Origin of the sequence: Pseudomonas sp. PLMAX (assembly GCF_046042685.1) — a bacterium.
In the GTDB taxonomy this organism is placed as follows: Bacteria; Pseudomonadota; Gammaproteobacteria; order Pseudomonadales; family Pseudomonadaceae; genus Aquipseudomonas; species Aquipseudomonas putida_AE.
Genome location: NZ_CP064950.1, coordinates 13,548 through 37,305 on the forward strand (window position 1 = coordinate 13,548; position 23,758 = coordinate 37,305).

Here is a 23,758-nt window from a genome sequence, read left to right on the forward strand (position 1 = left end):
TGGAGTAACTGATGGAAAACAAGGGATCAGCACCAGTCGATAACCTTCTGGATGAAATCGTGCGCAACGCCGTCCCGATGGACAAGGTCTGGGCCACGAACCACGACAACCATCAGCCGCTGCTCGATGAGATCGTGGGCAACTCTTCTCCTATCCGCACTGTGGTTGACGAGATCCTGGCAACCGCGACTCCGCGACCAACCGAGCAAGAGCTGGGTATTTTCCCGTCCGAGCCGGTAAGCTTGCCGCCACTCAAGCAGATTGAGTACAAAAATCTCCACACCGGCAAGACCACGAACCTCGAGACCTACCTGCTGGCCGGTGGCGACATCAACGCCAAAAACAGCGATGGCCAGTCTCCAATCGAAGTGGCCGTTGCTGTCGGTAATCCGCAGGATGTACGCGTCATCCTGGAAGCGCCTGGGTTTGACCCGCGTGGAATCGACATCAGCGGGCTGGCGCGGATTCAGAAGCTCTATGGCGACGTGCAGGACTACAAAGCGCTTGAGCCATTGCTGGAGAAGTTCGAGGCTATGAAGGTGGCCATCGAAGCCGACCCAGCGCAGATCAAAGGCCCGGCAACCACGATCCCAGCCGACTTCGATCCGAAGGCCGCTATGCTCAACATTCCCTCGATCCAGGAAATGGCTGGTTCGACGGGGATCAAGTTCCAGCAGGACTCGATCAACGATTGGATGGCGCTTGATAAGCCGGCCCCTGCAGTCAAGTCGCCAAGCAGAGACGAGCCTTCGCTCTGATCGGTTGGTTCCAAACAAATCCGCCTTCGGGCGGATTTTTGTTTTAACGCAGCAACCGTAACGATCACCAAATATTGCTGGCGCCAGGCGAACCTATTCAAAAAGGGGGTTTTTGTTGCGCCCGGCCAGCCGCCCTCTGCAAAATGGTGGGATAGAGCTTAGGATTGAGAATGAACCAATTTATGAGACCAGCCGGGTTCCTTGAGTCTATCGGTATAGGGGAGTGCGGCGCTTTCGTTGACCAGGAAATTTACGATCTGGTCGACCGACTTCCACTGCCAGATAACGCCTACAGTGATGAGGATGGTCTGTTGTGGGTCTTAGATGGTCTCAATCCAAACCACAACGATGACGAAAAGGTCAGGGCTTGCACCGCCAGGTTCCTCATTGAGGTGTCCAGGGAAATCATGGGCCGGCGACCAGCGACCGCGCTTTACATGATTGAGTCGGTGTACACACATGCCCCGACAGGCGTGATTGAAAAGACCACAACGGCGGCGGTTAAGGCTTTTCAGGAAAGTGGTGTCGATGGGTTTTACCGGGTGGGGGCGGTGATGACTTACCTAGGTAGAGCCTTGTCCCGTTACACGGATCTGCCCTGGCCAGCCGATAAGCCAGAACTCTTTTACTTGATCGCTCTAGCGCACGAAGCGGTTGAGGCTCTGCGGCTGGATGACGGACGCCAGCATCAAGAACTTTCTAGGGCTTTTGACAAAGTCATGAGGGATGTTCGAGCGGCTCAACCCAACCTGGTCAACCATTTCAGGCCCCTGGCAGAGGATCCGCAGTTAGCCTTGGCTGCGGGTAAATGCACGCCTGATGAGGCTGCTCGCCGGCGAGCGCTGGGTAACCGGTTCTTCGGTGTTGTCATGGAGCGTGGGACTAACGTTGATTTGCTGGGGAACAACACCCGGTGCCTCAAGAATATCCTGCAACTCATTGCGGATGCGCCGGCCAGGCCGGATTACATTCAGAGTCTGAGTAGCGAGTACGACAAGCACGAATTCAGGGAAACGCTGGCGCTAAAGCTACTTTCGGTCATTCATCACCGGAGCTACCTGAGGATCGATATCGGTACCGAGACCGGGGAGCATCTGACCTCTTTTTCGACACTTGCTGGTGATGCCAAGGCGGTTTTTCAGGCGTTCAACTCAGGGGATGTCAGCACTGATCTCCGGGCCAAGGGCTTCAATCATCTACTGGCTGCAGTCCTCAGAGGCTGCGTCAACAAGGATGTGCCTGAATCAGACCTCGATCAGTTGATTGATGACCTGTCTGCTAAGGCTCCCTTGGAGGTGGCCTATGAGGGCTCCGGCCAAGCGGTACGCACGATGATTACCGATTATGTGATTCGCAACTGCCCAGAACAAGCCAGCTTCCTGACCTACCAGGATCGCGGCCAAAAATTCATTTCCGAACTAGGGGTTTAAGATGGACTACAAGCAAGCAATTCTGGAATTCCTGGACAGTCGCGGCATAGAAGGCGACACCATGATCTGCATCATTCAGAACTCTGATGAGGGGACGCTGAAAGGTATTACCGCCGTCATCCAATCGCTCGCCGAAGGCGACCAGGCTGGTGTTGAGGCTGCCCAGGCTGGCTGGGATACCTCGCACCTCGGTTTCGTGAACAAAAACTCGGGTGGGTATGATCTCCAGCTCACGGCCAAAATTTCGGAACTGCTCGCAGAGACTCACCCAGACACCAGTTTTCTGTTGCTGTCCATGACGACGGGCCACAAGACCCCTGACCATTTCACCAACTTCCGGTATCAGGCCGACTTCATCGAGAGGCTGGATGCACGAACAGATCAGGGCCTATTCGAATTCAAAGCGATCATGAATTTGACCAGGGGTCTGTCTCACTCGTACGAGGCAGCGAAAGTTGACAGAGATCAGATGACGCTGCTGATAGCCGGCGAACGTATCTTGTACGACCTGGAAAACCAGGGCTTGGATTGCGTGGATTTGCGGAAGGATTTCGATCTGGCTGCGCAGGAGCATATGGATTATGGCAAGCAGGCCTTCGAGGCTTACATCGGTTTCTACGGCAAGGGCTCAGTCCGCAGCCGCAATCCTTACGAAAAACCCCATGATTACGAGACTGAAGTTAACCAGAACGTGAACCCACTGGTCAGGCTCATGCTCGGGCACGCTCATACTCGGAATCATATTGGCAAGTCGCTGACAGCTGTCCTCAACTCATTCCAGAACATGCTGAAACTCATTAAGCGTGATCGTGAGAATGGCGGGCAAGCGTGGCTCTATGATCCTAAGACCCCGCTGCTGACCGGTGACCCGAACAAAGTCATCGACCTGATGCTGAAAACGTTCTCTGTGCCGGCGCGGTCTTTGACGTTTTCGCTTCAGGGGGCGAATGTTGTCAAATTCAGTACTACTAACGCCACGACTGAGGTGAATGAAGCTGCCCAGTTGAGATCGCTAAACGAGAGCCTCAAGGAATATCCTCATGATGCTGAGCAACGAAAAGCGGCCTACACTAATCTGTTGACCGCTGTGGTGAGCTTGGCGATGAGGGAGATGCACAACTTCGATGGCAAGCTTGAGATGTTCGACGGGCTGCTGCTTGAGATTATCCCCTATGCCGACGTTGAACTGGCAGCAAAGGACTTCACAGAATGTGAAAACGTGATTCTGGGTGGAGCTCTCGTCCGCCATAAGCCGGAGATGAACGAACTGGTACCGCTCACTGCAAAGAGTAAGATCTTCACCTACGAGCTGGGCGTGTAAGAGGGCAATCGTTTCTTCGCACCGGAAGGGGCGCATAGCCTTGCTGGCGCTTTTCCACAATGATTGGCGTGGCGATGCCTGGAGTTTCGCCAGCGTGGCCTCCTTGGCTCGCTCAGGGCCTTTGGCTCAGCCTATCGCGATGGTATTGTTCACCACCTTTGGCCTGCGGGTCATCAAAGAATTGAGAGCTGTGATGCCGGAACCTACACACGATCAAACATCCCATATGCCTGAGACCTATCAGTTCTTGCTGCAACTGGTAGGCCCAGTAGCCCTTGACCCTGCCAGAGCCATCGCTCGACCGACCCTCCAGGCACTGGAACGCTTGTGCTTCCTCATGCGCAAGGGGCCAGAAGAGGAAGTCATAGGGGATCTGCTTAACGCAATAAAACGCCAAGAGCTTGGGCCGGGCGCCGTTGCGACTGATGCTGATCACAACCTCGTTCTCTTGTTTGCCGAGGCAGCTCGCGAGTCTCACCCGGATTTGAGCTTCATCCTCAAAGCCAGGGTAATCAGCGCTGATTCAAAGGCGTGGGAGAAGGCCGAATCAGGTGTTCGCGAGGATTACCTGGCGCAGGCTATGCCCTCCAAAGAAGTGGTGTCAGCGGCCATATGCTTCGGCTTTGCGCATCGGGACGATAATGAGAGCAAACGGCAGGAGATGAGCATTCTCGCTCACACTCAAAAGGTTCTCGATGACGCCAGGGATGCAGGCCTATCCAAATACGAAGTGCTGCGCCCAGCCCTGGACGATGCGGCAGTTATGTTCTTTGAGTCGGAAAAGAATGGCAGGCCGCTGAAGAGATACTTGAACCAAGTGAACGCAGCGATGACTAGGGCGTTCATGGCCGGTACCAAGCCTTCAGATAACGAAACCGGAAGGGTTACCTTCCACGACCCATACCTCCGGTTGATTCTTGCTCAGGCCGGCAAGCTGAACGTGTTCGCCCAGTCGTTGGAAGAGACGATGGAGATGGTCTGCGACCTGTTGACCAAGTCCCAGAACCCCAATTACCCGAGCAAGTCGTTTGAAGACATGCTGGTGCATCAGCCGAGCGAGCTGGCCAGTCTGGCGCTTAAAACCTTCAGCATGCCCCAGGCAGCATTGATCAACTCGTTCTGCTTTGAGAAAGAAGGCGGCGCCACCCAATTCACGGGTCTCAATCAGCGAATGCCGCTGAGCTTTAAGCTCCAAGAGCTCAATGATCTACTCAATCGCATTCCCCACGGCAAAGAGCTCAGGGATGCCGCCTACACAAACCTGATGGCCGCGCTCTGCACGTTGCGGATTAATCATCCAGACACGGTGAAAGGCTCACCTGAGCGCTTTGACGAGGTGTTGCAAGATCTGATGCCGCACGCGGACATCGAGAAGGCTCACGCGATGCTGGACGAGGATCTGGTGAAGCCCTTGAATGACTTCATCATGCGTAAGCACAAGAACTTAATCGACCTGGTATCCCTGGTCGACAGGGGTAGGGGATTCAGAGAAGAGTTGGGCATCTAAACGAAGGCCCCTTCATTGCGAAGGGGCCTTTTTGTTCTAGCGGTTGAAGCGCTCGACCAGCTCACGAAGGCCTTTGGAGGCTCGCTCAAGCTCACCACCACGCTGGGCAGCAGTGTTGGCGTTGGTTGCCGACTTCTCAACCGTCTCGGCGACGTTGTTGATCTGCCGGGCGATGTCCTCGGCTACATGAGCCTGCTCATCGGACGCCGCAGCCATCTGCTGACTCATCTCGGTAATACGCTCGACCGACTCTCGGATGCCTTGTAGGGCCTGTTCAGCCTCAAGTACCTGCTGAACACCGTTATCGGCCTCAACGATCCCGACTTTCGCGATGCCAACCGCATTGTCGGCGCCGGTCTTGAGCACGTCGATGATGTCTTTGATCTGCTTGGTCGATTCGCTGGTTTTGCGTGCCAGTGCTCGCACTTCGTCTGCCACGACCGCAAACCCTCGACCTTGCTCACCGGCACGGGCTGCTTCGATGGCCGCGTTAAGCGCCAGCAGGTTGGTCTGATCAGCAATGGATTCGATGATCGCGGCGGCGGTCATGATCTTCTGCGTTTCTTTCGCCAGGTCGTCGACGGCGGTGCTGATGTTGGTGACCGTGGTAGCCAAGACCTGAATCGCGTCACGGGTGATCACCACAACCTTGCTGCCCTGACCAGCCAGTTCATTGGCGGTTTGTGCTTCGATAGCGGTTTGATGAACGTTCCTGGCCACTTCGTTGATCGATGCAGCCATCTCTGTCATGGCGGTGGCAGTCATGTCCGTTTCAGCACGCTGCTCAAGAAGGCTGTTCTCGGTATCGTGGGAGAGCAGGGATGACTCCTCAGCTGCCTGGCTAACCTTGATCGCCAGATCGTTGAGTCGTGTCAGCGCCGTCTGTAGCCGAGCCTCTTCGCTGAGCAGGATCATTTCCAGTTGGCCGGCTGCGCCGTAGGAGTCGCTGTAGGTCAGGCTGCTGGTCGGGTCAGAGAAGGCAGCAGGTGCACAGTCTTTGATACGTCCCAGAAGCTGCTCAAGCCGGAAGCTGGCGTAAAGGCCGGCACCCATCACCGCTACACCCACGCCAACCTGGGCCACCAGGAGTGAAGGGGAATATTGGATCAAAGCCACGGATGTGCCGGTGGCCAACACTGGAACCATCATCCTCTTGGAGAACGACATGATGCGGCGGCGCAGGGCGACTGGTGATTTACCCAAGCGGATTCGGTCATACAGCGCCTGAGCGCGGGCTATCTGTTCCGGAGTGGGTTTAACACGAACAGACTCGAACCCTACCGGATGGCCTTTTTCGAGAATCGGGGTGACATAGGCGCTTACCCAATAGTAATCGCCGTTCTTGCAGCGGTTTTTGACCACACCCATCCAGCTTTTGCCGGCTTTAAGGTACGACCACATCACTGCGAAGACTGCGGCAGGCATGTCAGGATGGCGAACCATGCGGTGGGGGCTGTTGAGCAGCTCCTCACGGCTGTAGCCGCTGATGCTGCAGAACTCATCGTTGCAGTAGGTGATCGTTCCCTTGGTGTCGGTGGCGGAGATGAGGCGTTGGTCAGCGGGGAATGTTCGCTCGACCTGGCTCACATTGCTATGTGCACGCACGGATTGCTCACTTCTATTTCATAAAAACCATCTCAATTGTGAGCGTATTGCCATTTTAAGGCCAACGTTATTTCCCGAAACGAAAAGACGCAGAACTGGTCTGCGTCTTTTTGGCAGCAAAACCGGGCTATTTCGGCTTGATGCGCTTAAGCATATTCATGATCTTGGTCTTTGCAGAGCGCTGTACCAGGCGGGTGTCGATGTTGCGGTCAAACTTAAAGGTCATAGGCGGCTCTTCTTCTGGCGCTGCCTGCTCGGCGGGGGCGGCATCTTCGTGCGCTGAAGCGGCTTTGAACAGATCCTGGACGTCGGCATAGTGCTCGGGCTTCATCTCCTGGAAGAGCGCGGTTTGCAATCTCAATTCGAACCGTAGAGACGTGCCATTGTGAGTGATGCCATTCGCGCCCAGGGCCAGCCAGAAGTGGATCAGGGGCCTGTTGTTTGTAAGCAAAGCGATGTTGTTGCCGTCTAGGCCGGCGATGGTCAGCATGTACAGTTCCAGCATGCGCAGCTGGTCAAGCGCAGCCACTGCATCGTCGGCGTAGAAGGTGACCTTCGGATTGATGATCGCCCTGGCCGGGTTGAAGTCATCGCTCGACCAGATAAGGCTGATGCAGGCGGTAAAGATGAGAGAGAGTGGGGTAACCCCGTGGATCATCGCCCACTCAACCACGAACTGGGTCAGTTTCATTCGATCTGCTGGCTTGATCTCTGCACTCAGCGCCGGCGCCACGTCAGTCAGGAACAGGATTTCCTTGGCTGTCCTGTCAGCAGGCCGGTTGGCGACCATGTGCATGGCATCGAGCGACTGTAGCCCCTTGGGCGTCACTTCTGCCGCTGGCATGGTTTGATGGATCGCCTTGATCAGCAGAAGGATTGAGGCCTTCATCGCCGCACGGTCAGGGGAGGCTTTGTTGTCCTCCAGGGCGAAGAACGAGGTGTTGATGGGATTCACGTTGAACTTGATCAGATCCAGGTAGCTGGCCGGCAGATCAGGGCGGGGTACGCCCGCGTCATACTTTTCGGCGATCTGAGTCAGCAGGTTCTTGTCGGCGAGGATTTCAACCGATGCATCCACTAAACCGACTGGTAGCCAACCATAAGGGAGAATGGCGACCGTATCACTCTTGAAGTGATCGGGCACTTCGCCTGAGAAGCCTGGGCCAAGCAACGACTCTCCAAGCTCAAGCTTATTGCCTTTCCAGTTCGTCCAATTGACGTAGGCCTGCAACCCAAGGGTGAGGCGGGCCCGGTGGTTGATGTTTGCTGATTTGGTTGGCTCGGCATTGAGCAGGAGGGACATGGTATTGCCTTGTCGATTTTCGATTTCGGCAATATATCAGATATTTTAATGCGCCCTAAACGGCCCAGCCAGGCATCGGATGACAGGCATTCGGGGCACCCTGATATCAGTGGTGTGCCGGTGAGTCCTGGTTGATGGCATCAGGGGATCCAAGCAGCCCGGCGTCGTTAAAGACCCTGTTGATCTCTGCAGACTTGTACCCGTACAGCTCAGCCGCTTTGGCGACTGACCCAAGGCAAGCCATGTGCCCAGGAGATCGAGGCCCCATGCAGCGGTGATAGCTGCCCAAGATCTGCATGTGGGCCTGGGAGAGGCTCTTCAGCTCCTCGAGCTTCATCTTTTCATTCATTTCGTTGAGGCAGTATGCGACGTAGATCCAGAGCCCTGCACCGACGAACAAGATCAGCCCGGCGCCCCAGAGATACTCCTTGATTGGCCTCGATTTGACGTGTCGAACATTCACATCCTGGCGCGTTTCTACATCCTGGTGCTCTTGCGTCATGGCAATCCCCTAATGGCAGTGGCGTCTAGCAATGCTTGACGATTTTCGTAGTGGCAATATATCAGAGATCTTTCAGGCCACTGGCACGCCAGAGATGGAAAAAGGCGCACCAGGCGCCTTTTACTTAGTTTTCGAAAGCCGGATCAGGCCAGAATCTTGGTACAGAATCATTTGCCGGTGCCGGGCCAATGCCGAATCCGCAGAGCATGATGGTCAGTAGCTCCTGATCATCGTCTGGAAGCATTTTCCAGCTACACAAACAATTCCGGCTGTAATCATCCCAGAGGGAATAGATGTCGATTTCAGTCGCCATGTAGCCTGCGGTGACTAGGATGGCCCGCATACGGCGAACATCCTCGGCGTACCTGCCTAACTGGTGGGACTTATATTCGAGAAATTGCATCGTCTGACTCCTGTCTGTGCAGCTTGAATAAGGGTATAGCTTTAGTATACCCATAAAGCCAGCGCCTGACCATAAAAAAACGCAGACGATGTCTGCGTTTCTTCAACCTGACCTGGGTCAGATCAGCGGTTCGATCCAGCTGGCCAGCTGGGATTTCGACAGCGCACCGACTTTGGTGGCTTCGACCAGACCGCCTTTGAACAGCATCAGCGTCGGAATACCGCGTACGCCGTACTGCTTAGGCAGGTCACCATGCTCGTCAACGTTGATTTTGACGATCTTCAGCTTGCCTTTATGTTGGGTAGCCAGGTCATCGAGCACTGGGGCGATCATCTTGCACGGGCCACACCATTCAGCCCAGAAGTCCACCAGAACAGGGACGTCGGACTTCAGTACGTCAGCTTCGAAGTCAGCGGTGGTGGACGCTTTGATCAGCTCATTCATCAGTAGATACACCTTGAGTTGCTTCGGCATCAGGCAGGATTGCGTTCAGCCGTACCAGGATTTTATCCCTGGTTTCTTGAGGGAAAGCATGGCCGTAGTTGATTTCGCCAACGGCAATTTTCATGTCGCTCACGAACTTCTTTTTGACCAGGGTTTTTTGGGCGCCGCTCGCGGCTTCAATGAACTTGCGTAGCTCATTGAGGGCGTTGTTGTGGATCACCGGGCTGCCGCTACGACCGAAACCGACGCTGTCATTGATGATCGCTTCGATCTCGGACAGCATGCTGGTGGAGATCTCGACCCACTCGGAATCCTGCTCGGAAGGGGATTCGCCGGCGATGAACAGCAGCACCTCTTCAATAGTCAGCTGACTATCGACTTTGAACTTCTCCTTGATGAGATCGCCGACGCGCTTGTAAGCCTGGCCGACGTTGTCATTCTTCTGGAGGTGGTTCAGCAATACGGCAGCCTTTTGCTTAAGAGCCTCATCCGGGGCCGGGATCATATCTCCATAGGCCCGCATTCTCATGATCTCAGACGCCATCAAGTGGATGACTCGAACAGGAGGGATTTCTGATTCCGTGCAGTCAAGAAGCTGCTCAAGGACTCGTTGGGTAATCTCGGCCATCGTTTTGCTCGTTCAATTTTTATTGTGAATTATCAGGCCTGGGCGTTTACGCCACCAAGGGATTTACGCTGAGCTTTGCCATTCGGCCCATACAGCGGTGTGCCGGAGGCTTTCTGCAGAAAGGCCGTCATCTGCTTTGTCGGCTCCCAACGCATCTGGATCAAGGTGCCATTCACTTCGTTTTGAAGCTTGGCCTTGAGTGCCAGCTGAATGATCTCTTCCCACAAGGCAGAACAGTTCTGCTCAGCGGCCAGGCGTTCGGCGCCTTCTCGCCCTTCGGGGTAATTCAGTTTTCTAAGACCTTCATTGGTCTGCTGGTTGAGGGTGTTGACCTTGCCGGCCAGCTCCATCTTGCGCTTCGTCAATTCAATGATTTCGTCGCCAGGGAGTTCTGAGGTGCTGTAGAGCACCTGCTCTTCTTGAAGCAAAGCCAAAAACTCTTCGAGGCTCTTTTTACGGGCCTCGAGGTGCTGAGGAAAACTCATCGTCTAACTCCGTATGAGGCTGAGGCTGATTTAGCCCAGTTCCCTCATGCTTTTGAGAAGGCCGTCAGCGATTCGCGAAGGATCGAAAGACAGCGTGCCATTGGCAATAGCTTCTCTTATTTCGTTCACTTTAGCCATATCGATGTCATCAGCCGACGAGACCTGAGCATGCTTGAGCTTGGCGACCACGGAGGGTTCGGCGGCAGGGCCAACATTTTCAGCCTTTTTGGCTTTGATTCCGGATTCCGCCACCAGGGCGACAGAGGCAGGGGAGCGTTCGATTTTCAATTTGCGTTACTCAGCATGACTTCTTTCAATTGTTATCGGCACCAAAAACCAGAAACTTGACTGCTTGGCGCGTTTATCTCGCATCAATATGCTGTTGGCCTCAAATACTGATTTTGACGACGTTTTTCTCGGCTACAGATCCCTTGATGATCTCCCCACCGACCAGCCGCACGCGGATCTGGGCGCCGAGGCCACCATCATCCAGCGCAATGCCGTCATGACGTACGGAAAACCCTTTGCCGGCTGCAATAACCGTGACCCGTGCGTTACGGGCGATCACCTTCACTTTACGAAGGGCGCTGGCCTGGATGTAACCACCGGGTTTGATTCTCCTGGTGGCTTCCTGGCCAATGGCGCTCTCTACGTCGGTGATCACATTGTTTGGCATCGCCGCCCGGTCGGAGCTGGCCAGGCTGAGCATGTCGCGAGTCAGCACATCACCCCGGTTAACCTCCTGAGTGACTTGTACGTAGCGTACGGTCAGCTTTACCTGGGCACGGATGTACTTGACTGGCTCGCCGGCGCAACTCACCGCCACACTGACTCGTCCACCACGTTCCGGAATGGCATAGGGGAGGGAGGCGACAGGGCTTCGGCAATCGCCAAGCTGATCGGTGCCCTCAACGAGAATATCGGCTCTTTCCTGACCTTGTGGCAGGGCTGCTTTGACCGCTTGCGTCACTGAATCTTCAATTTGGCCAGATATTGCAGGGGTAATGGCAAAAAGAAGGGAAAATGCTACTAAGCCCTTATGAATTAAGGATATTTTCATCCTGATCCTCTCTGAGGGTTGAAATTACAGGTGTTTCTGGAAAGTCAGTCTACAGCAATTATATACAGTAAATTGACAGGGTGGCTGACTAAAAATATCAGGCATCAAATTTTACCCCTGAAAATGCTGCAAAACGCCCTGTTATTTTGACAATTGATGGACATTGTTGCACCCTATCCGGCGTTCTGATTCCCTATTTCCGGAGATTTTTTGCGGATGGTCGACAAGCTCGATAACGCGCTGAACTTCAACCGCGAGGCGCTAAACCTGCGGGCTGAACGGCAGAAGGTGCTTGCGAATAACATCGCAAACGCCGACACCCCCAACTTCAAAGCCAAAGACTTTGACTTCGCCAGTGAGCTCAAATCGGCAGTCAGTAAAGGTCGGGCGAGCGGGGGAGGAATGGAACTGAGCACGACGTCTTCGCGCCACCTGAGCGCGCACTCGTCGAGCCCGGCTGTGCGTGATCTCAAGTATCGCGTACCTGATCAGCCCAGCCTGGATGGCAACACCGTCGATATGGATAGAGAGCGGGCGAACTTTGCTGACAACAGCATGCGGTACCAAGCCAGTCTAACCATGATGAAGAGCAGCATCAGCCGCATGAAAGCAGCGATGCAGCCGGAGTAAGCACCAAAACATGTCAATGTTCAGCATTTTTGATATCTCAGGCTCAGCCTTGAGTGCGCAATCCAAGCGCATGAACGTCGCAGCCAGCAACATGGCCAACGCTGACAGCGTCGGCACGGCGCCCGGTGAAGCCTATCGCGCTAAGCAGGTGATGTTCGAAACCGAGAACCGGGGGCAGGGTATTGGTGGTGTCCGGGTTACCGGCATTGTCGACGATACGGCGCCCATGAAAATGGAATACCGCCCAGGCGATCCACTGGCTGATGAGCGTGGTTACGTCACCATGCCTAACGTCGACCCAGTTCATGAAATGGTCAACATGATCTCCGCTTCGCGCTCTTACCAGGCGAACGTGGAAGTCATGAACACCAGCAAAGACATGATGATGAAAACCCTCTCCCTCGCCGAGTCCTGATCCCAATGGCAACAATTGACACTAGCGTTTTGGGTGGGGTCAACCAGACCCAAACCCCGAAGGCCCAGACGGGTCAGAGTGGTTCTGCGGACTTGCAGAGCAACTTCATGACCATGCTTATCACCCAGCTCAAGAACCAGGATCCGCTTAATCCAATGGATAACGCGGAAATGACCTCTCAGCTGGCGCAGATCAACATGGTTGAAGGCGTCGAAAAGCTCAACAAAACCATGACCGCGATCACCGATCAGATCAACACCGGCCAGCAGCTCCAGGCTACGGCCCTGATTGGCAAGGGTGTACTTGTGCCGGGTGACCGAGTCCTGGTTGGTGAGGAGGGGGTTACCACTCCATTCGGTGTCGAGCTGCCGAAGGATGCCGACTCGGTGACTGTGACCATCGTGAACGCCGGTGGCGTTGAGGCGAGAACTTTCGAGTTGGGCTCCATGGACGCCGGCATGCAGGATTTCACCTGGGACGGCAAGATGGAGGATGGCTCTGTAGCCCCTCCAGGCGCTTACCAGGTCAAAATCGTGGCTACTTCTGGTGGGGTTCCACAAGAGGTCAATCCACTGACCTACGCCGTTGTGAATGGCGTCGTCAAAACCGCAGACGGTGGGGCATTGCTCGATCTCGGCGGCACTTTGGGCCGAGTCACCGTAGGCGACGTTCGCAAGTACTGGTAATCGATTTTTCTTTTGGCGGGTGCGTAGTGACACCCGCTTATATTTCGAGGGTTACACCATGGGTTTTTCTCAAGCGCTTTCCGGTCTGAATGCTTCCAGCAAGAACCTGGACGTGATCGGTAACAACATCGCCAACTCCGCGACCACCGGCTTCAAGTCGTCCAACGCGCAATTCGCTGACGTTTACGCCAACTCCAAGTTCGGCCTGGGTACTTCGGTGTCCGGCGTGATGCAAAACTTCAACAACGGTAACCTGGAATCGACGGGGCGAAACCTCGACCTTGCGATCTCGGGGGATGGCTTCTTCCAGTTCAGTCAGAACGGCCAGACCGTGTACTCGCGTAACGGCCAGGTCACCATGACACCTGAAGGCTATCTGGTGAACGCCCAGGGTGCGCAGCTGATGGGCGCCAACGGCGTCATCAAGATTCCTGATGCCGGCATGCTGTCCAATGCCACCACCAAGGTTGAATCGACCATCAACGTGGACTCGCGTTCGGACATCATCACCGCTCCGTTCAGCATGACGGATCCGGACAGCTACAACTACGCGAACACCGCCAACGTCTACGACTCCCTGGGTAACCAGCACACCGTGACGATGTACTACACCAAAACGGCGGCGAACACCTGGGTCGTGAACTCGAGCATGGACGGCGTTGCCTCCACCAGCCCGGCGCAAAACCTGAACTTCACCAGCAACGGCAGCCTGGATCCGGCGTACGCAGCGACCAGCTTTGCGTTCCCGATGACCAACGGCGCCAACAACATCAACTTCTCCATGGACTTCAAGGGTTCGACCCAGTTCGGTAGCGACAACTACCAGAACTCCCTGGTGCAGGACGGCTACACCAACGGCCAGATGATCGGCATCACCTTCGAGAAAGACGGTTCGGTGGTCGGTAACTACTCCAACGAGCAGAAGGTAACCCTGGGCAAAGTTGAGTTTGCCAACTTCCGCAACCCAGAAGGTCTGAAGCCGCTGGGCAACAACGTCTGGGGCGCCACTGCTGCATCCGGTCAAGCAACCACAGGTACGCCGGGCGTAGGTCGCCTGGGCGGTCTGGAAAGCGGTGTGCTGGAAGCGTCCAACGTGGACATGACCCAGGAGCTGGTAAAGCTCATCGTGGCTCAGCGCTCGTACCAGGCTAACGCCCAGACGGTGAAAACGCAGGACGAAGTTCTGCAGCAAGCCGTTAACCTTCGCTAATAGGGCTCACTGAATATGGATCGCGTTATCTACACCGCCATGAACGGCGCGAAGCAAAGTTTTGATCAGCAGGCAGTTGTCAGTAACAACCTGGCAAACGTCAGCACCTCTGGCTTCCGCGCCCAACTGTCGGCGATGCAATCCGTAACGGTGGAAGGGGACGGGATCCATACCCGTGCCCTGCCTTTGGCGAGCACGATGGGTTCTGATTTCACCATGGGCCCCGTCCAGACGACCAACCGCGCATTGGACTTTGCCTTCAAAGGCGATGCGTGGATCGCTGTCCAGACGGAAGATGGCTCTGAGGCGTATACGCGCCGTGGTGACGTTCAAGTCGACCGCAACGGGATGCTCAACATCAACGGTCGTGCTGTGGTCGGTGACACCGGCCCCATCATGTTGCCGCTGGATAGCCAAGTAAGCGTCGGCGGCAACGGTGCCGTGAGCGTGATCGAAGCCGGCCAAAAGCCTGAGTCGATTGCCGAAGTGGCCCAGCTCAAGCTGGTAACGGCTACTCCCGGCCAACTGGTGCGGGGTGCGGACGGCTTGTTCCGCCCTCAGCCGGATGCGAACGGCAACGTGCAGCCTCTGCAAGCAGACGAAGGTGCTCGCGTCATTTCCGGCGCTTTGGAGGGGAGTAACGTAAACCCGACCGAAGCAATGGTAGCGATGATCGGCAACCAGCGCCGTTACGAGATGCAAATGAAGGTAATCACCTCGGCGGACGAGAACGAGAAAGCGGCCAACGGCCTGCTGTCGATGCGTTAAGTCGAGGTGAATGAGCTGGATTGAGCTGGATTGAGCTGGAATGAGCTCAATGAGCTCAATTGATCTGATTGTGCCGGTCATCGTGGCCGGCCATTTAAATTTACGGGTAAAGAACAATGCTTCCTTCGCTTTCTACCGCTGCAACGGGCATGACAGCTCAACAAACGCAGATGGACGTGATCTCCAACAACCTGGCCAACTTGGGCACCAACGGCTTCAAGGGCTCGCGAGCGAACTTCGAAGACCTGATGTACCAAAACCTGCGCCAGCCAGGCGCTGTAAGCTCGGCTGACACCAGCCTGCCTTCCGGTATGCAAGTTGGTACCGGTGTTCGCCCGGTGGCCACTGAGCGTCTGCACACCCAAGGTAACCTGCAGGCTACCGAGAACTCCACGGATCTCGCGATCAACGGTAACGGCTTCTTCCAAGTGCAGATGCCGAACGGCGATAACGCCTACACCCGTGATGGTAGCTTCCAGAAAGACGCCAACGGCCAGATGGTCACCTCAAACGGTTACCTGATCCAGCCGTCGATCACCATTCCTGAAAATGCCCTGAGCATCAGCGTTTCCAAAGACGGTATCGTCTCGGTAACCACCCCAGGCAACTCAGCATCGACTCAGGTTGGTCAGCTGCAGGTCGCTACCTTCGTTAACCCGGCTGGCTTGCAGAGCATCGGCGAAAACCTGTACCTGGAAACTGATGCTTCCGGTACCGCCAACGAAAACCAGCCCGGCCAGAACGGCGCCGGCAGCCTGTACCAGGGCTACGTTGAAACGTCGAACGTAAACGTCGTGCAGGAAATGGTGGGTATGATCCAAACCCAACGTGCCTACGAAATGAACAGCAAGGTCGTGAAGGCGTCTGACGAGATGCTCGCCCGTATTGCACAGCTCTAACACCGGAGTGCTGACGTGACATTTTATGCTAAACGTTCACGCGCAGTGGTATCCGCAATGCTGCTCGCCCTCACGGGCGGGTGTGCTTTGGTGCCGCAGCAATCTATCGTCGAAAAAGCGCCTGTGACAGAGATGCCGCAACGTCAGGCGCCTTTGGCGAATGGGTCGATCTTTCAGAAGAACTCGCTCTATCAGCCTCTGTTTGAAGATCGGCGCCCGCGTAACATGGGCGACACCCTGACCATCGTCCTGGATGAGCAGGTCAGCGCCAGCAAATCCTCTGCCTCTAATGCCACACGGAAGGGGGCGGTCAAGTTCACACCTGGTCTGGTGCCAACCGACATCAAGAAGCTGGGTGAGCTCGGCCTGGATGTCGAAAACGGCAGCGACTTTAACGGTGGCGGCGGCTCGAACGCCCGTAACTCGTTCACCGGCACCATCACCGTAACCGTGATGGACGTCATGGCCAACGGCAACCTCAAGGTGCGTGGCGAGAAACAGATCGGTATCAACCAGGGTAAGGAATATATCCGGTTCTCCGGATACGTGAATCCACGTACTATTACGGCTCAAAACACAGTCCCTTCGACCCAGGTGGCCGAGGCGCGTATTGAATACGTGGGTGACGGATACATTAACGAAGCGCAGTCGATGGGTTGGGGTCAACGTATCCTGATTAACCTCTGGCCGTTTTAAAGTGGATAAATTGACACATGAAGCCTAAAAGCACGTTTCCCCTGAAGAGTCTGCTCGTTGCCCAGGCGATTGGACTCTCTTCTTTGTTCATGCCGGGCCTGGCTCAAGCTGAACAACTGAAAGAAGTAGCGTCCTTTGCCGGGGTGCGAGACAACGTGCTGGTTGGCTACGGCCTGGTCGTCGGCTTGGATAGCACCGGTGACCAGACCACCCAGACCCCGTTTACCGGGCAAAGCCTGAGCAACATGCTCTCGTCGCTGGGTATCACCGTGCCTCCGGGTACGAATATGCAGCTTCGTAACGTTGCGGCGGTGATGATCACCTCGAAGATGCCGGCATTCAGCCGCCCAGGTCAGTACCTTGACGTGGTGGTGTCTTCGGTCGGTAACGCCAAGAGTCTGCGGGGCGGTACGCTCTTGATGACGCCACTCAAAGGCGCCGATGGCCAGATCTATGCGATGGCCCAAGGTAACCTGATGACGGGTGGCGCTGGCGCCGGTGCCAATGGAAGCAGTGTGACGATCAACCAGCAGGCGGGCGGACGTATTGCCCGTGGCGCGATTGTTGAGCGTGATATCCCGCTTGAACTGGGTGACCAGCAGGGCAAGCTTGATCTGTATTTGAACGAGCCGGACTTCAACACCGCTCAGAAAGTTGTTTTTGCAATCAACTCTGAGTTCGGTCGCACCGTTGCCTCGGCTCAAGATGCCGGCATGATCTCGCTGGATGGCCCTGCATCGCCCAACGCTCGGGTGAATTTCATGGCCCGGATCAACAACATCAATGTGACGCCAAGCAAACCGTTGCCGAAAGTGGTCATCAACTCCCGTACCGGCGCTGTCGTGTTGAACGAAGGGGTGAAGCTGTACCCGGCTGCCGTAGCACAGGGCAACCTGGCGATTACCATCGACACCGATCCATTGGTAAGCCAACCAGGCGCCTTCTCGGGTGGCCAGACTGCTACTGCGAACAAGAGCAAGATCTCGCTTGAACAGCAGGGCGGTGGTTTGAGAACCGTGGAAAGCGCTGCCGACCTCGCTGATGTCGTCAAAGCGTTGAACGCGTTGGGTGCTTCACCTGCGGATCTGATGTCGATCCTGGAGGCTCTCAAGGCTTCTGGCTCGCTTCGCGCTGAGATCGAGATCATCTGATGTCGGTCAATATGGATAGCGGCTTTGCCTACGACATGAATGGCCTTCAGCAGCTGAAAAATGCTGCAGGCCAGGATCCAAGCAAAGGTCTAAAGGAGGCTTCGAAGCAGTTCGAGGCCTACTTCCTGACGCAAATGCTCAAGACCATGCGTGCGACGGTCGACAAGTCCGGGATGCTCGACAGCTCTGCGACTGAGATGTACACCGAAATGCTCGATGCCCAGTTGGCGCAGAAGATGGCCAGCCGTGGCATGGGCCTGTCGGATCAGATCCAGCGCGATATGCGGGCTAAGGGGATGATTCCTACTGACCCGCGTGAGCTTCAGGAGAACCTGGTAGCAGGCATTCCGAAGGCTGCTCCTCGCCAGCTACTGGGTGGACTCAATACCCAGCGGCTGTTGAACGTTAACGTGCCTGACGTTGGCGATAGGGCCGGTCAGCGGGTTACCGGGGCCTCCGAGCAGTCGGGTCAGCCAAGGAATCCTTTTGAGAGCCGATACGCCAGTATGGAGAGGGCGCCGCACGTCACGGCGTTCCTCAATCGAATGGAGCGCCCAGCGGTGATGGCTGGTGCCGAGAGCGGCGTGCATCCATCGCTGATCCTGGCCCAGGCAGCACTCGAAACTGGCTGGGGCAAAGAGCGCATTCAAACGCGTTCCGGCGCCGACAGCCACAACATCTTCGGTATCAAGGCCGGCGACTACTGGAAAGGCCCAACTACTGACGTGATGACCACCGAGTTTGTCGATGGCCAAGCAGAGAAGCGGGTTGAGCGATTCAGGGTCTATGCCAGCGACGAGGAAGCTTTCTCTGACTACGCCAGGCTGCTGAGCAAAAACCCTCGCTACCAGGGCGTCGTGAATGCCCACAGTGGTGAGGCTGCTGCAGTCGCCATTCAACGTGCTGGCTACGCTACTGACCCTGAGTATGCGAGCAAGCTGATCGCAGTGATGGGGAATATCGGGCAACTGACCGTTAAGTCCAATGTGGCGAAGGTTGACGAAGCTCCATTTGGCTCAAATATCTGGTGATCTGATCAATCTTTGGGGGGGCGGCATGAAAAACTTTCGAACGTTTTTGAGTCTTGCGTTTGCTCTTAAGGCATCTGATAGGAATCCTCACCTTGATTTGATCCTTCTCCCCGTGGCTGGCGTTGTTCTGATGATCATCATCGCTCTGATCCTGACTCCATGATCCGAAAGCCTGATTCAGCAACAGCCCGCTAATGCGGGCTTTTATCCATTTGGAGGTCACCAAGTGAAAATCAGTACCGCACGAGAAGCACTGAAACTGACGAGGCTGGTAGTTGGGCCGCTGCTGATCATTATGGGCATCTCGGGTCAGGCCGCCGCCGATTCCCTGGTAAGAACCTGTACATGGGTAGAGCAGGGGGCCGAAATCACAGACATGAGTCCAGAAGGCTGCATCGCAAACGAAGAGAGGTCATCGTTGGATCAGCGGCTTGAAGCTGCAAAGCCACTGGTTTGCCCGAAATTTTGGAAAGATGACGGAAAACTGTTCCTCAGCGTAAGCGCAAAGACAGACCAGCAGGTGTTTGTCGTTGCCAGACAGTGCCGGGCCTTACTGTGATGAGCGACAGAAAAGTCTTGATGATCTGGCTGATTAGCCTTGTCGTGCTCCAGATCGTAATAAATTGCGTGCTGCTCAGCCGTGAGTCTGAACCGGCAATCGACTCATCAACCGTTAGCACGAGGAATTAGCTGATGACCTTGCAGCCGATGAAAGAGGCATACAGTGCAACCATCACGGTCACTGCTCGACCATGGTCGAAGCGTCGTTTTATCACGGTGTTTGCCAGGACGGCAGAAGCAGCATCTGCTGAGTGTTTAAACGAGGCGACGAAAGAAGGGTGGGTCACGCCCAGCTGGTGGCAATGGTGGCGCCGGCGAGACTCGAAGGAGCCCTTCGTAGCTGGTTGCCTCTAAATCCCTAAACCCTCAAATTCCTGACAATTCATCGCTATTATTTAGCGGTTGGACTCAAGGATTTGGGAAAGTGAGCCGATAGGCATTTATCAACTTACGAGATCATTCTTGATGAGCCTGTATTCCACAGCCCTTAGCGGCCTGAATGCTGGGTCGATTGCTCTGGCAGTCACCAGTAACAACATCACCAACGTCAAGACCGCAGGTTACAACCGTCAGGTAATCAGCCTCGATCAAGCGGCCTACGGTAACGGCGTTCAGGTGGGCAACATCGAGCGTCAGTACAACAAGTACGTGACCCAGCAGTTCAACAGCGCCAACAGCGCGAACTCCGGTCTGGTGGCCTACCACAACCAGATTTCCCAGATCGACTCCCTGCTGGCCGACAGCGAATCCAGCCTGGCCGTCCAGATTCAGGGCTACTTTGCAGCCTTGCAGACCCTGGGCTCGGCGCCGGCAGATCCTGCTACTCGCCAAGGCGTGATCGGTTCTGCACAGAACCTGTCCGCTCAGTTCCGTTCGATGGACAACTACCTGTCCGACATGCAGGACGGCGTGAATGGTGAAGTTAAAAACCAAGTCACCCAGATCAACAACATCTCCAAGCAGATCGCTGACCTGAACCGCGAGATCTCACTGGCCAAGGCCAAGACCGGTGAAGCGCCGAACGCGATGCTCGATCAGCGCGACCTGCTGGTATCGGAACTCAGCCAGCGTGTCGACGTTAAAGTGACCGTGCAAGACTCCGGTACCTACAACGTCTCGTTCAGTAACGGCCTGTCGCTGGTGTCCGGTTTTGACTCCAACAAGCTGGAAGCCGTTCAGTCGAACGAAGACCCGACCCGCACCACAGTCGGATACCGTGATGGCGGCGGCAACCTGATTCATGTCAAAGAGAGCACCATCAAATCCGGCGAGCTGGGCGGCATCCTGCAATTCCGCAGTGAAACCCTGGATTCGGCGCAGAACCGCCTGGGCCAACTGGCCGTTGGCATGGGAATGGCGATCAACAAGCAGCACGAAGCCGGTGTAGACCTCAATGGCAACCCTGGCACGCCAATGTTCTCAGTGGGTGATCCACAGAGCTACAGCAACGCCAAGAACACCAGCACCTCTTACCTGACCGGTACCTTTACCGATGGTACGGAAGTCGGCATCAACGACTACGACATCGCTTACTCGTCGGCGACGGGCTACACCGTAACGAACAAGCAGACTGGCGAGAACGTCGGTACCTTCCCTGTAGGCAGCCCAACCCTGTCCTTCGGTGGTATGACCCTCACCATGAACGGCACGCCAGCAGATGGTGACAAGTTCCTGGTCAAGCCGGTAAGCAACGCGGCCCGTGATTTCGACTCGCTGATCACCGATCCAGTGAACATCGCTGCCGGCGATGCATCCGGCTCTGGCGCGGGCGACAACCGTAACGCCCTGGCCATGTACAAGCTGCAGTCCACCGCGATCATCAAGGGTGGCAGCACGGCTAACCAGGCTTACGCCTCGCTGGTCAACGAAGTTGGTAACAAAACCAACATCATCAAGGTTAACCAGACCACCCAGCAGACCCTGTCCGAACAGCTTCTGGCCGTTCAACAGTCGGAATCGGGTGTGAACCTGGACGAGGAGGCCACAAACCTTCTGCGTTTCCAACAGTACTACCAAGCCAGTGCCAGGATCGTGGATACCGCTTCCTCGGTCATGGATACCATCCTGGGTCTGAGAAGCTAATTTAGGGAGGCGCAACCATGCGTATCGCAACGAACACGATGTACGATCAAAGCACCAGCGCGATGAATCGTCAGCAGTCTGCCTTCCTGAACGTCGGCAATCAGTTGTCGAGCGGCAAGAAGGTCAACAACCCTTCCGATGATCCCCTTGCTGCCGCCAAGGCGCTGGCGCTGGGTCAGTCCTCGGCAGTGAACGAGCAGATGAAAACCTCGCGCATTGCTGTGCGTAACAGCCTGAGCCAGGAAGAGAGCGTCCTGAACAGCGTCAGTGACGCGTTGATCAGCGCTAAGACCAAGTTGATCCAGGCATCCACCGGCACGCTCACAGACGCCGACAGGGCCTCTATCGCAACCGACTTGCAGGGTGTGCTCGATACCCTGATCGGTCAGGCTAACGCGGCAGACGGCAACGGCCAGTACCTGTTCGGTGGCTACAAGACCTCGTCGCCTCCATTCGTGAAAGATGCCTCGGGCAATGTTTCCTACGTCGGCGATGACGGTGTCATTAAACAGCAGGTCGATAGCGCCAGGCTGATGCCGAGCTCTGATACCGGTGCTTCGATCTTCATGAGCGTTACCGGCACGGCCTCCATGGTTGCCAGGGCAGGGGAGACGAACACCGGCACCCTGAGGATCTCGACTCCGGTAATCTCGGACACCTCGGATGCCAACTACCGCCAGCCTTTCACCGTTGAGTTCTCCGATAACGCCGGCGTCAAGCAGTACAGCATCAACGGCGGAACCCCGGTGGACTACGTTGAAGGTGACAAGATCACCGCCAACGGCTTGAGCATGACCCTTACTGGCCAACCTGAAGCGGGTGATGTCGTCACCGTGAACGCGGGTGGCTCGAAAGACATGTTCCAGAGCCTCCAGGACGCCATCAGCATCCTGAAGACGCCGACCGATACTCCGGCTCAGCAGGCAGCTTTGGCCAACGTCATGAACTCTGTAGCCAACGAGCTGACCAACAACCTGGACAACGTCCTGACCGTGCGTGCCTCCGTGGGCACCAGGCTCAACGAGCTGGATGTGATCGATGCTGTAGGTGACAACCGTGCGCTGAACTACACGGCCAGCATCTCGCAGCTGATCGACCTGGACTACAATGCTGCGCTGTCTGAGTACAGCCTGCGCCAGGTTGGCCTGCAAGCCGCCCAGAAAGCGTTCGTGGACGTGCAGTCGATGTCGCTGTTCAACTACCTGAAGTAATGGGTATCTGAATGCAGAAAACGCGCCCCGGCGCGTTTTTTGTTGTTCTTGAACTTGGATTTTGAGGGCAAAAAAAGACGCGCAATGCGCGTCTTTTATCTACCTGGGCCAATCTATCAGAGGCTTGGGCCGTCGCTGTCATGCACTCGACGAGCAGGCTTGATGTCTGCCTTCATGTGCCTTTGAACGTCGACGTCGTACATCAAATTAGCTTCAGTCTTGAGGCCTGCAGAAGCGAGTTTGGTAGCAACGGATTTGACGTGGGCGCTGTAGTCCAGGCCAGCGGTAGCATACAGATCATCGACGACGCCCATCAGAAAAGGGACGGCCTTGATTTCTTCCACGGTGAAGGGGTTGGCTGCGAATGCTCCAGTACGGAACTCTTCACCCGAGAGCAGGAATCCGGAACGTGGGGCCATGACCATAATTTCCGACATACGCCCACCCATACGATGGAAGTCATCGTCTTTAGGGATGCTGTGGTCTCTGGCCATATCACCAAATTTTCTGCCCATAGCATTAAAGGCGTAATACCCAGCACAAATTGGTTGTTGAATCGCCTTGACCATAGCCTGGCTGAATTCTTTTTTGGAGATGTTTTCAAACGCCGTTTCCGATTTAAGGATGGTGCGTATCGTACCCAGCAGAGTCATTCCCTGGCGATTTGCGAGGGTGGTTAAATCCTCGATCAGCTTCGGAGTAACCGAGCCTTCAAAGTGGTTCGACCGGATAAGTCGCATATCCTCGCCTTTGCCCTCGTACCTTTGAGTTTCGACGAGAGGGATTGAGATTGGATCTTGCTCGGCGTGCGGCACTCTCTTGAAGAAACCGAACACCTCTTCACCAGGTTTAACGGCGTTTTGCAGCACGGACTCCCTGTAAATATCGGTAACGTAGGTAGGGTCGGCTGGGGATGCGCTAGGCGTGGTGGTGCTCATGTTCTGCTCCTAATCATTTTAACCAGTATATGGG

26 protein-coding genes are annotated in these 23,758 nt (G+C 55.5%); 16 read left to right on the forward strand and 10 right to left on the reverse strand.

What is annotated here, in order from left to right; all coding sequences use genetic code 11:
* The first annotated feature begins 11 nt into the window (after positions 1 to 11).
* The 4 genes from DKB71_RS32430 to DKB71_RS32445 all read left to right on the forward strand — a co-directional run bounded on the left by DKB71_RS32430 (position 12) and on the right by DKB71_RS32445 (position 5,016).
* On the forward strand, positions 12 to 758 hold the full coding sequence (locus tag DKB71_RS32430; protein ID WP_408601824.1) for a hypothetical protein: 747 nt from the start codon (positions 12 to 14) through the stop codon (positions 756 to 758).
* A gap of 170 nt (positions 759 to 928) precedes the next feature.
* Complete coding sequence (locus tag DKB71_RS32435) at positions 929 to 2,188, forward strand: hypothetical protein (protein WP_408601825.1); 1,260 nt, start codon at positions 929 to 931, stop codon at positions 2,186 to 2,188.
* A gap of 1 nt (position 2,189) precedes the next feature.
* Complete coding sequence (locus DKB71_RS32440; protein ID WP_408601826.1) at positions 2,190 to 3,509, forward strand: hypothetical protein; 1,320 nt, start codon at positions 2,190 to 2,192, stop codon at positions 3,507 to 3,509.
* A gap of 40 nt (positions 3,510 to 3,549) precedes the next feature.
* Complete coding sequence (locus tag DKB71_RS32445) at positions 3,550 to 5,016, forward strand: hypothetical protein (protein ID WP_408601827.1); 1,467 nt, start codon at positions 3,550 to 3,552, stop codon at positions 5,014 to 5,016.
* Positions 5,017 to 5,052: 36 nt separating this feature from the next.
* On the opposite strand, the gene DKB71_RS32450 is transcribed toward DKB71_RS32445, so the two are convergent.
* The 9 genes from DKB71_RS32450 to flgA form a co-directional block, all read right to left on the reverse strand.
* Entirely contained in the window at positions 5,053 to 6,621 is a 1,569-nt protein-coding gene (locus DKB71_RS32450) for a PAS domain-containing methyl-accepting chemotaxis protein (RefSeq protein WP_408601828.1), read from the reverse strand.
* A gap of 127 nt (positions 6,622 to 6,748) precedes the next feature.
* On the reverse strand, positions 6,749 to 7,924 hold the full coding sequence (locus DKB71_RS32455; RefSeq protein ID WP_408601829.1) for a hypothetical protein: 1,176 nt from the start codon (positions 7,922 to 7,924) through the stop codon (positions 6,749 to 6,751).
* Between the two features lie 106 nt (positions 7,925 to 8,030).
* Positions 8,031 to 8,426, reverse strand: coding sequence for a hypothetical protein (locus DKB71_RS32460; protein WP_408601830.1), 396 nt, complete (start codon positions 8,424 to 8,426; stop codon positions 8,031 to 8,033).
* Between the two features lie 124 nt (positions 8,427 to 8,550).
* On the reverse strand, positions 8,551 to 8,829 hold the full coding sequence (locus tag DKB71_RS32465) for a hypothetical protein (protein ID WP_408601831.1): 279 nt from the start codon (positions 8,827 to 8,829) through the stop codon (positions 8,551 to 8,553).
* 117 nt (positions 8,830 to 8,946) lie between these two features.
* The gene (gene trxA / locus DKB71_RS32470) at positions 8,947 to 9,273 is read right to left on the reverse strand and encodes a thioredoxin (RefSeq protein ID WP_408601832.1); all 327 of its coding nucleotides are present in this window, start codon (positions 9,271 to 9,273) and stop codon (positions 8,947 to 8,949) included.
* Positions 9,266 to 9,901 carry a hypothetical protein gene (locus DKB71_RS32475; protein WP_408601833.1) on the reverse strand — a complete coding sequence of 212 codons (636 nt, stop codon included), beginning with the start codon at positions 9,899 to 9,901 and terminating at the stop codon, positions 9,266 to 9,268. Before DKB71_RS32475 ends, trxA begins: the two co-directional genes overlap by 8 nt.
* Positions 9,902 to 9,933: 32 nt before the next feature.
* The gene (locus tag DKB71_RS32480) at positions 9,934 to 10,386 is read right to left on the reverse strand and encodes a flagella synthesis protein FlgN (protein ID WP_408601834.1); all 453 of its coding nucleotides are present in this window, start codon (positions 10,384 to 10,386) and stop codon (positions 9,934 to 9,936) included.
* Between the two features lie 30 nt (positions 10,387 to 10,416).
* Positions 10,417 to 10,674 (reverse strand): flagellar biosynthesis anti-sigma factor FlgM, encoded by a 258-nt coding sequence (gene flgM, locus DKB71_RS32485; RefSeq protein WP_408601835.1) that lies wholly within the window; start codon positions 10,672 to 10,674, stop codon positions 10,417 to 10,419.
* Positions 10,675 to 10,774: 100 nt separating this feature from the next.
* On the reverse strand, positions 10,775 to 11,446 hold the full coding sequence (flgA, locus tag DKB71_RS32490) for a flagellar basal body P-ring formation chaperone FlgA (RefSeq protein ID WP_408601836.1): 672 nt from the start codon (positions 11,444 to 11,446) through the stop codon (positions 10,775 to 10,777).
* A gap of 216 nt (positions 11,447 to 11,662) precedes the next feature.
* On the opposite strand from flgA, the gene flgB reads away from it, so the two are divergent.
* The 12 genes from flgB to flgL all read left to right on the forward strand — a co-directional run bounded on the left by flgB (position 11,663) and on the right by flgL (position 22,786).
* Positions 11,663 to 12,076: a flagellar basal body rod protein FlgB gene (gene flgB, locus DKB71_RS32495; protein WP_408601837.1), complete on the forward strand. Its 414-nt coding sequence runs from the start codon at positions 11,663 to 11,665 to the stop codon at positions 12,074 to 12,076.
* A gap of 10 nt (positions 12,077 to 12,086) precedes the next feature.
* A complete protein-coding gene (gene flgC / locus DKB71_RS32500) occupies positions 12,087 to 12,491 on the forward strand; it encodes a flagellar basal body rod protein FlgC (RefSeq protein WP_408601838.1) in 405 nt (134 codons plus the stop codon).
* Between the two features lie 5 nt (positions 12,492 to 12,496).
* A complete protein-coding gene (gene flgD / locus DKB71_RS32505) occupies positions 12,497 to 13,177 on the forward strand; it encodes a flagellar hook assembly protein FlgD (RefSeq protein WP_408601839.1) in 681 nt (226 codons plus the stop codon).
* Positions 13,178 to 13,235: 58 nt separating this feature from the next.
* Complete coding sequence (gene flgE, locus DKB71_RS32510; RefSeq protein WP_408601840.1) at positions 13,236 to 14,387, forward strand: flagellar hook protein FlgE; 1,152 nt, start codon at positions 13,236 to 13,238, stop codon at positions 14,385 to 14,387.
* A gap of 15 nt (positions 14,388 to 14,402) precedes the next feature.
* Complete coding sequence (locus DKB71_RS32515) at positions 14,403 to 15,155, forward strand: flagellar basal body rod protein FlgF (protein ID WP_408601841.1); 753 nt, start codon at positions 14,403 to 14,405, stop codon at positions 15,153 to 15,155.
* A gap of 116 nt (positions 15,156 to 15,271) precedes the next feature.
* Positions 15,272 to 16,054, forward strand: a complete 783-nt coding sequence (gene flgG / locus DKB71_RS32520) for a flagellar basal-body rod protein FlgG (RefSeq protein WP_408601842.1) — start codon at positions 15,272 to 15,274, stop codon at positions 16,052 to 16,054.
* A gap of 57 nt (positions 16,055 to 16,111) precedes the next feature.
* Positions 16,112 to 16,750: a flagellar basal body L-ring protein FlgH gene (locus DKB71_RS32525; protein ID WP_408601843.1), complete on the forward strand. Its 639-nt coding sequence runs from the start codon at positions 16,112 to 16,114 to the stop codon at positions 16,748 to 16,750.
* 89 nt (positions 16,751 to 16,839) lie between these two features.
* A complete protein-coding gene (locus DKB71_RS32530) occupies positions 16,840 to 17,901 on the forward strand; it encodes a flagellar basal body P-ring protein FlgI (RefSeq protein ID WP_408602316.1) in 1,062 nt (353 codons plus the stop codon).
* A complete protein-coding gene (gene flgJ, locus DKB71_RS32535; RefSeq protein ID WP_408601844.1) occupies positions 17,901 to 18,932 on the forward strand; it encodes a flagellar assembly peptidoglycan hydrolase FlgJ in 1,032 nt (343 codons plus the stop codon). The genes DKB71_RS32530 and flgJ overlap by 1 nt, the downstream gene beginning before the upstream one ends.
* 226 nt (positions 18,933 to 19,158) lie before the next feature.
* Positions 19,159 to 19,491 carry a hypothetical protein gene (locus tag DKB71_RS32540; protein WP_408601845.1) on the forward strand — a complete coding sequence of 111 codons (333 nt, stop codon included), beginning with the start codon at positions 19,159 to 19,161 and terminating at the stop codon, positions 19,489 to 19,491.
* Between the two features lie 467 nt (positions 19,492 to 19,958).
* Positions 19,959 to 21,575, forward strand: a complete 1,617-nt coding sequence (flgK, locus tag DKB71_RS32545) for a flagellar hook-associated protein FlgK (protein WP_408601846.1) — start codon at positions 19,959 to 19,961, stop codon at positions 21,573 to 21,575.
* A gap of 17 nt (positions 21,576 to 21,592) precedes the next feature.
* Positions 21,593 to 22,786, forward strand: a complete 1,194-nt coding sequence (gene flgL / locus DKB71_RS32550; protein WP_408601847.1) for a flagellar hook-associated protein FlgL — start codon at positions 21,593 to 21,595, stop codon at positions 22,784 to 22,786.
* 116 nt (positions 22,787 to 22,902) lie between these two features.
* Here the strand turns inward: flgL and DKB71_RS32555 are convergent, their stop codons facing one another.
* The gene (locus tag DKB71_RS32555; RefSeq protein ID WP_408601848.1) at positions 22,903 to 23,724 is read right to left on the reverse strand and encodes a hypothetical protein; all 822 of its coding nucleotides are present in this window, start codon (positions 23,722 to 23,724) and stop codon (positions 22,903 to 22,905) included.
* Between the last annotated feature and the right edge of the window lie 34 nt (positions 23,725 to 23,758).

Bases quoted from the DNA above. Each gene is read 5' to 3' on its own strand.
- DKB71_RS32430 (WP_408601824.1), top strand. From the start codon at position 12: ATGGAAAACAAGGGATCAGCACCAGTCGATAACCTTCTGGATGAAATC.
- DKB71_RS32435 (WP_408601825.1), top strand. From the start codon at position 929: ATGAACCAATTTATGAGACCAGCCGGGTTCCTTGAGTCTATCGGTATA.
- DKB71_RS32440 (WP_408601826.1), top strand. From the start codon at position 2,190: ATGGACTACAAGCAAGCAATTCTGGAATTCCTGGACAGTCGCGGCATA.
- DKB71_RS32455 (WP_408601829.1), bottom strand. From the start codon at position 7,924: ATGTCCCTCCTGCTCAATGCCGAGCCAACCAAATCAGCAAACATCAAC.
- DKB71_RS32460 (WP_408601830.1), bottom strand. From the start codon at position 8,426: ATGACGCAAGAGCACCAGGATGTAGAAACGCGCCAGGATGTGAATGTT.
- DKB71_RS32465 (WP_408601831.1), bottom strand. From the start codon at position 8,829: ATGCAATTTCTCGAATATAAGTCCCACCAGTTAGGCAGGTACGCCGAG.
- trxA (WP_408601832.1), bottom strand. From the start codon at position 9,273: ATGAATGAGCTGATCAAAGCGTCCACCACCGCTGACTTCGAAGCTGAC.
- DKB71_RS32475 (WP_408601833.1), bottom strand. From the start codon at position 9,901: ATGGCCGAGATTACCCAACGAGTCCTTGAGCAGCTTCTTGACTGCACG.
- DKB71_RS32480 (WP_408601834.1), bottom strand. From the start codon at position 10,386: ATGAGTTTTCCTCAGCACCTCGAGGCCCGTAAAAAGAGCCTCGAAGAG.
- flgA (WP_408601836.1), bottom strand. From the start codon at position 11,446: ATGAAAATATCCTTAATTCATAAGGGCTTAGTAGCATTTTCCCTTCTT.
- flgB (WP_408601837.1), top strand. From the start codon at position 11,663: ATGGTCGACAAGCTCGATAACGCGCTGAACTTCAACCGCGAGGCGCTA.
- flgC (WP_408601838.1), top strand. From the start codon at position 12,087: ATGTCAATGTTCAGCATTTTTGATATCTCAGGCTCAGCCTTGAGTGCG.
- flgD (WP_408601839.1), top strand. From the start codon at position 12,497: ATGGCAACAATTGACACTAGCGTTTTGGGTGGGGTCAACCAGACCCAA.
- flgE (WP_408601840.1), top strand. From the start codon at position 13,236: ATGGGTTTTTCTCAAGCGCTTTCCGGTCTGAATGCTTCCAGCAAGAAC.
- DKB71_RS32515 (WP_408601841.1), top strand. From the start codon at position 14,403: ATGGATCGCGTTATCTACACCGCCATGAACGGCGCGAAGCAAAGTTTT.
- flgG (WP_408601842.1), top strand. From the start codon at position 15,272: ATGCTTCCTTCGCTTTCTACCGCTGCAACGGGCATGACAGCTCAACAA.
- DKB71_RS32525 (WP_408601843.1), top strand. From the start codon at position 16,112: ATGCTGCTCGCCCTCACGGGCGGGTGTGCTTTGGTGCCGCAGCAATCT.
- DKB71_RS32530 (WP_408602316.1), top strand. From the start codon at position 16,840: ATGCCGGGCCTGGCTCAAGCTGAACAACTGAAAGAAGTAGCGTCCTTT.
- flgJ (WP_408601844.1), top strand. From the start codon at position 17,901: ATGTCGGTCAATATGGATAGCGGCTTTGCCTACGACATGAATGGCCTT.
- flgK (WP_408601846.1), top strand. From the start codon at position 19,959: ATGAGCCTGTATTCCACAGCCCTTAGCGGCCTGAATGCTGGGTCGATT.
- flgL (WP_408601847.1), top strand. From the start codon at position 21,593: ATGCGTATCGCAACGAACACGATGTACGATCAAAGCACCAGCGCGATG.
- DKB71_RS32555 (WP_408601848.1), bottom strand. From the start codon at position 23,724: ATGAGCACCACCACGCCTAGCGCATCCCCAGCCGACCCTACCTACGTT.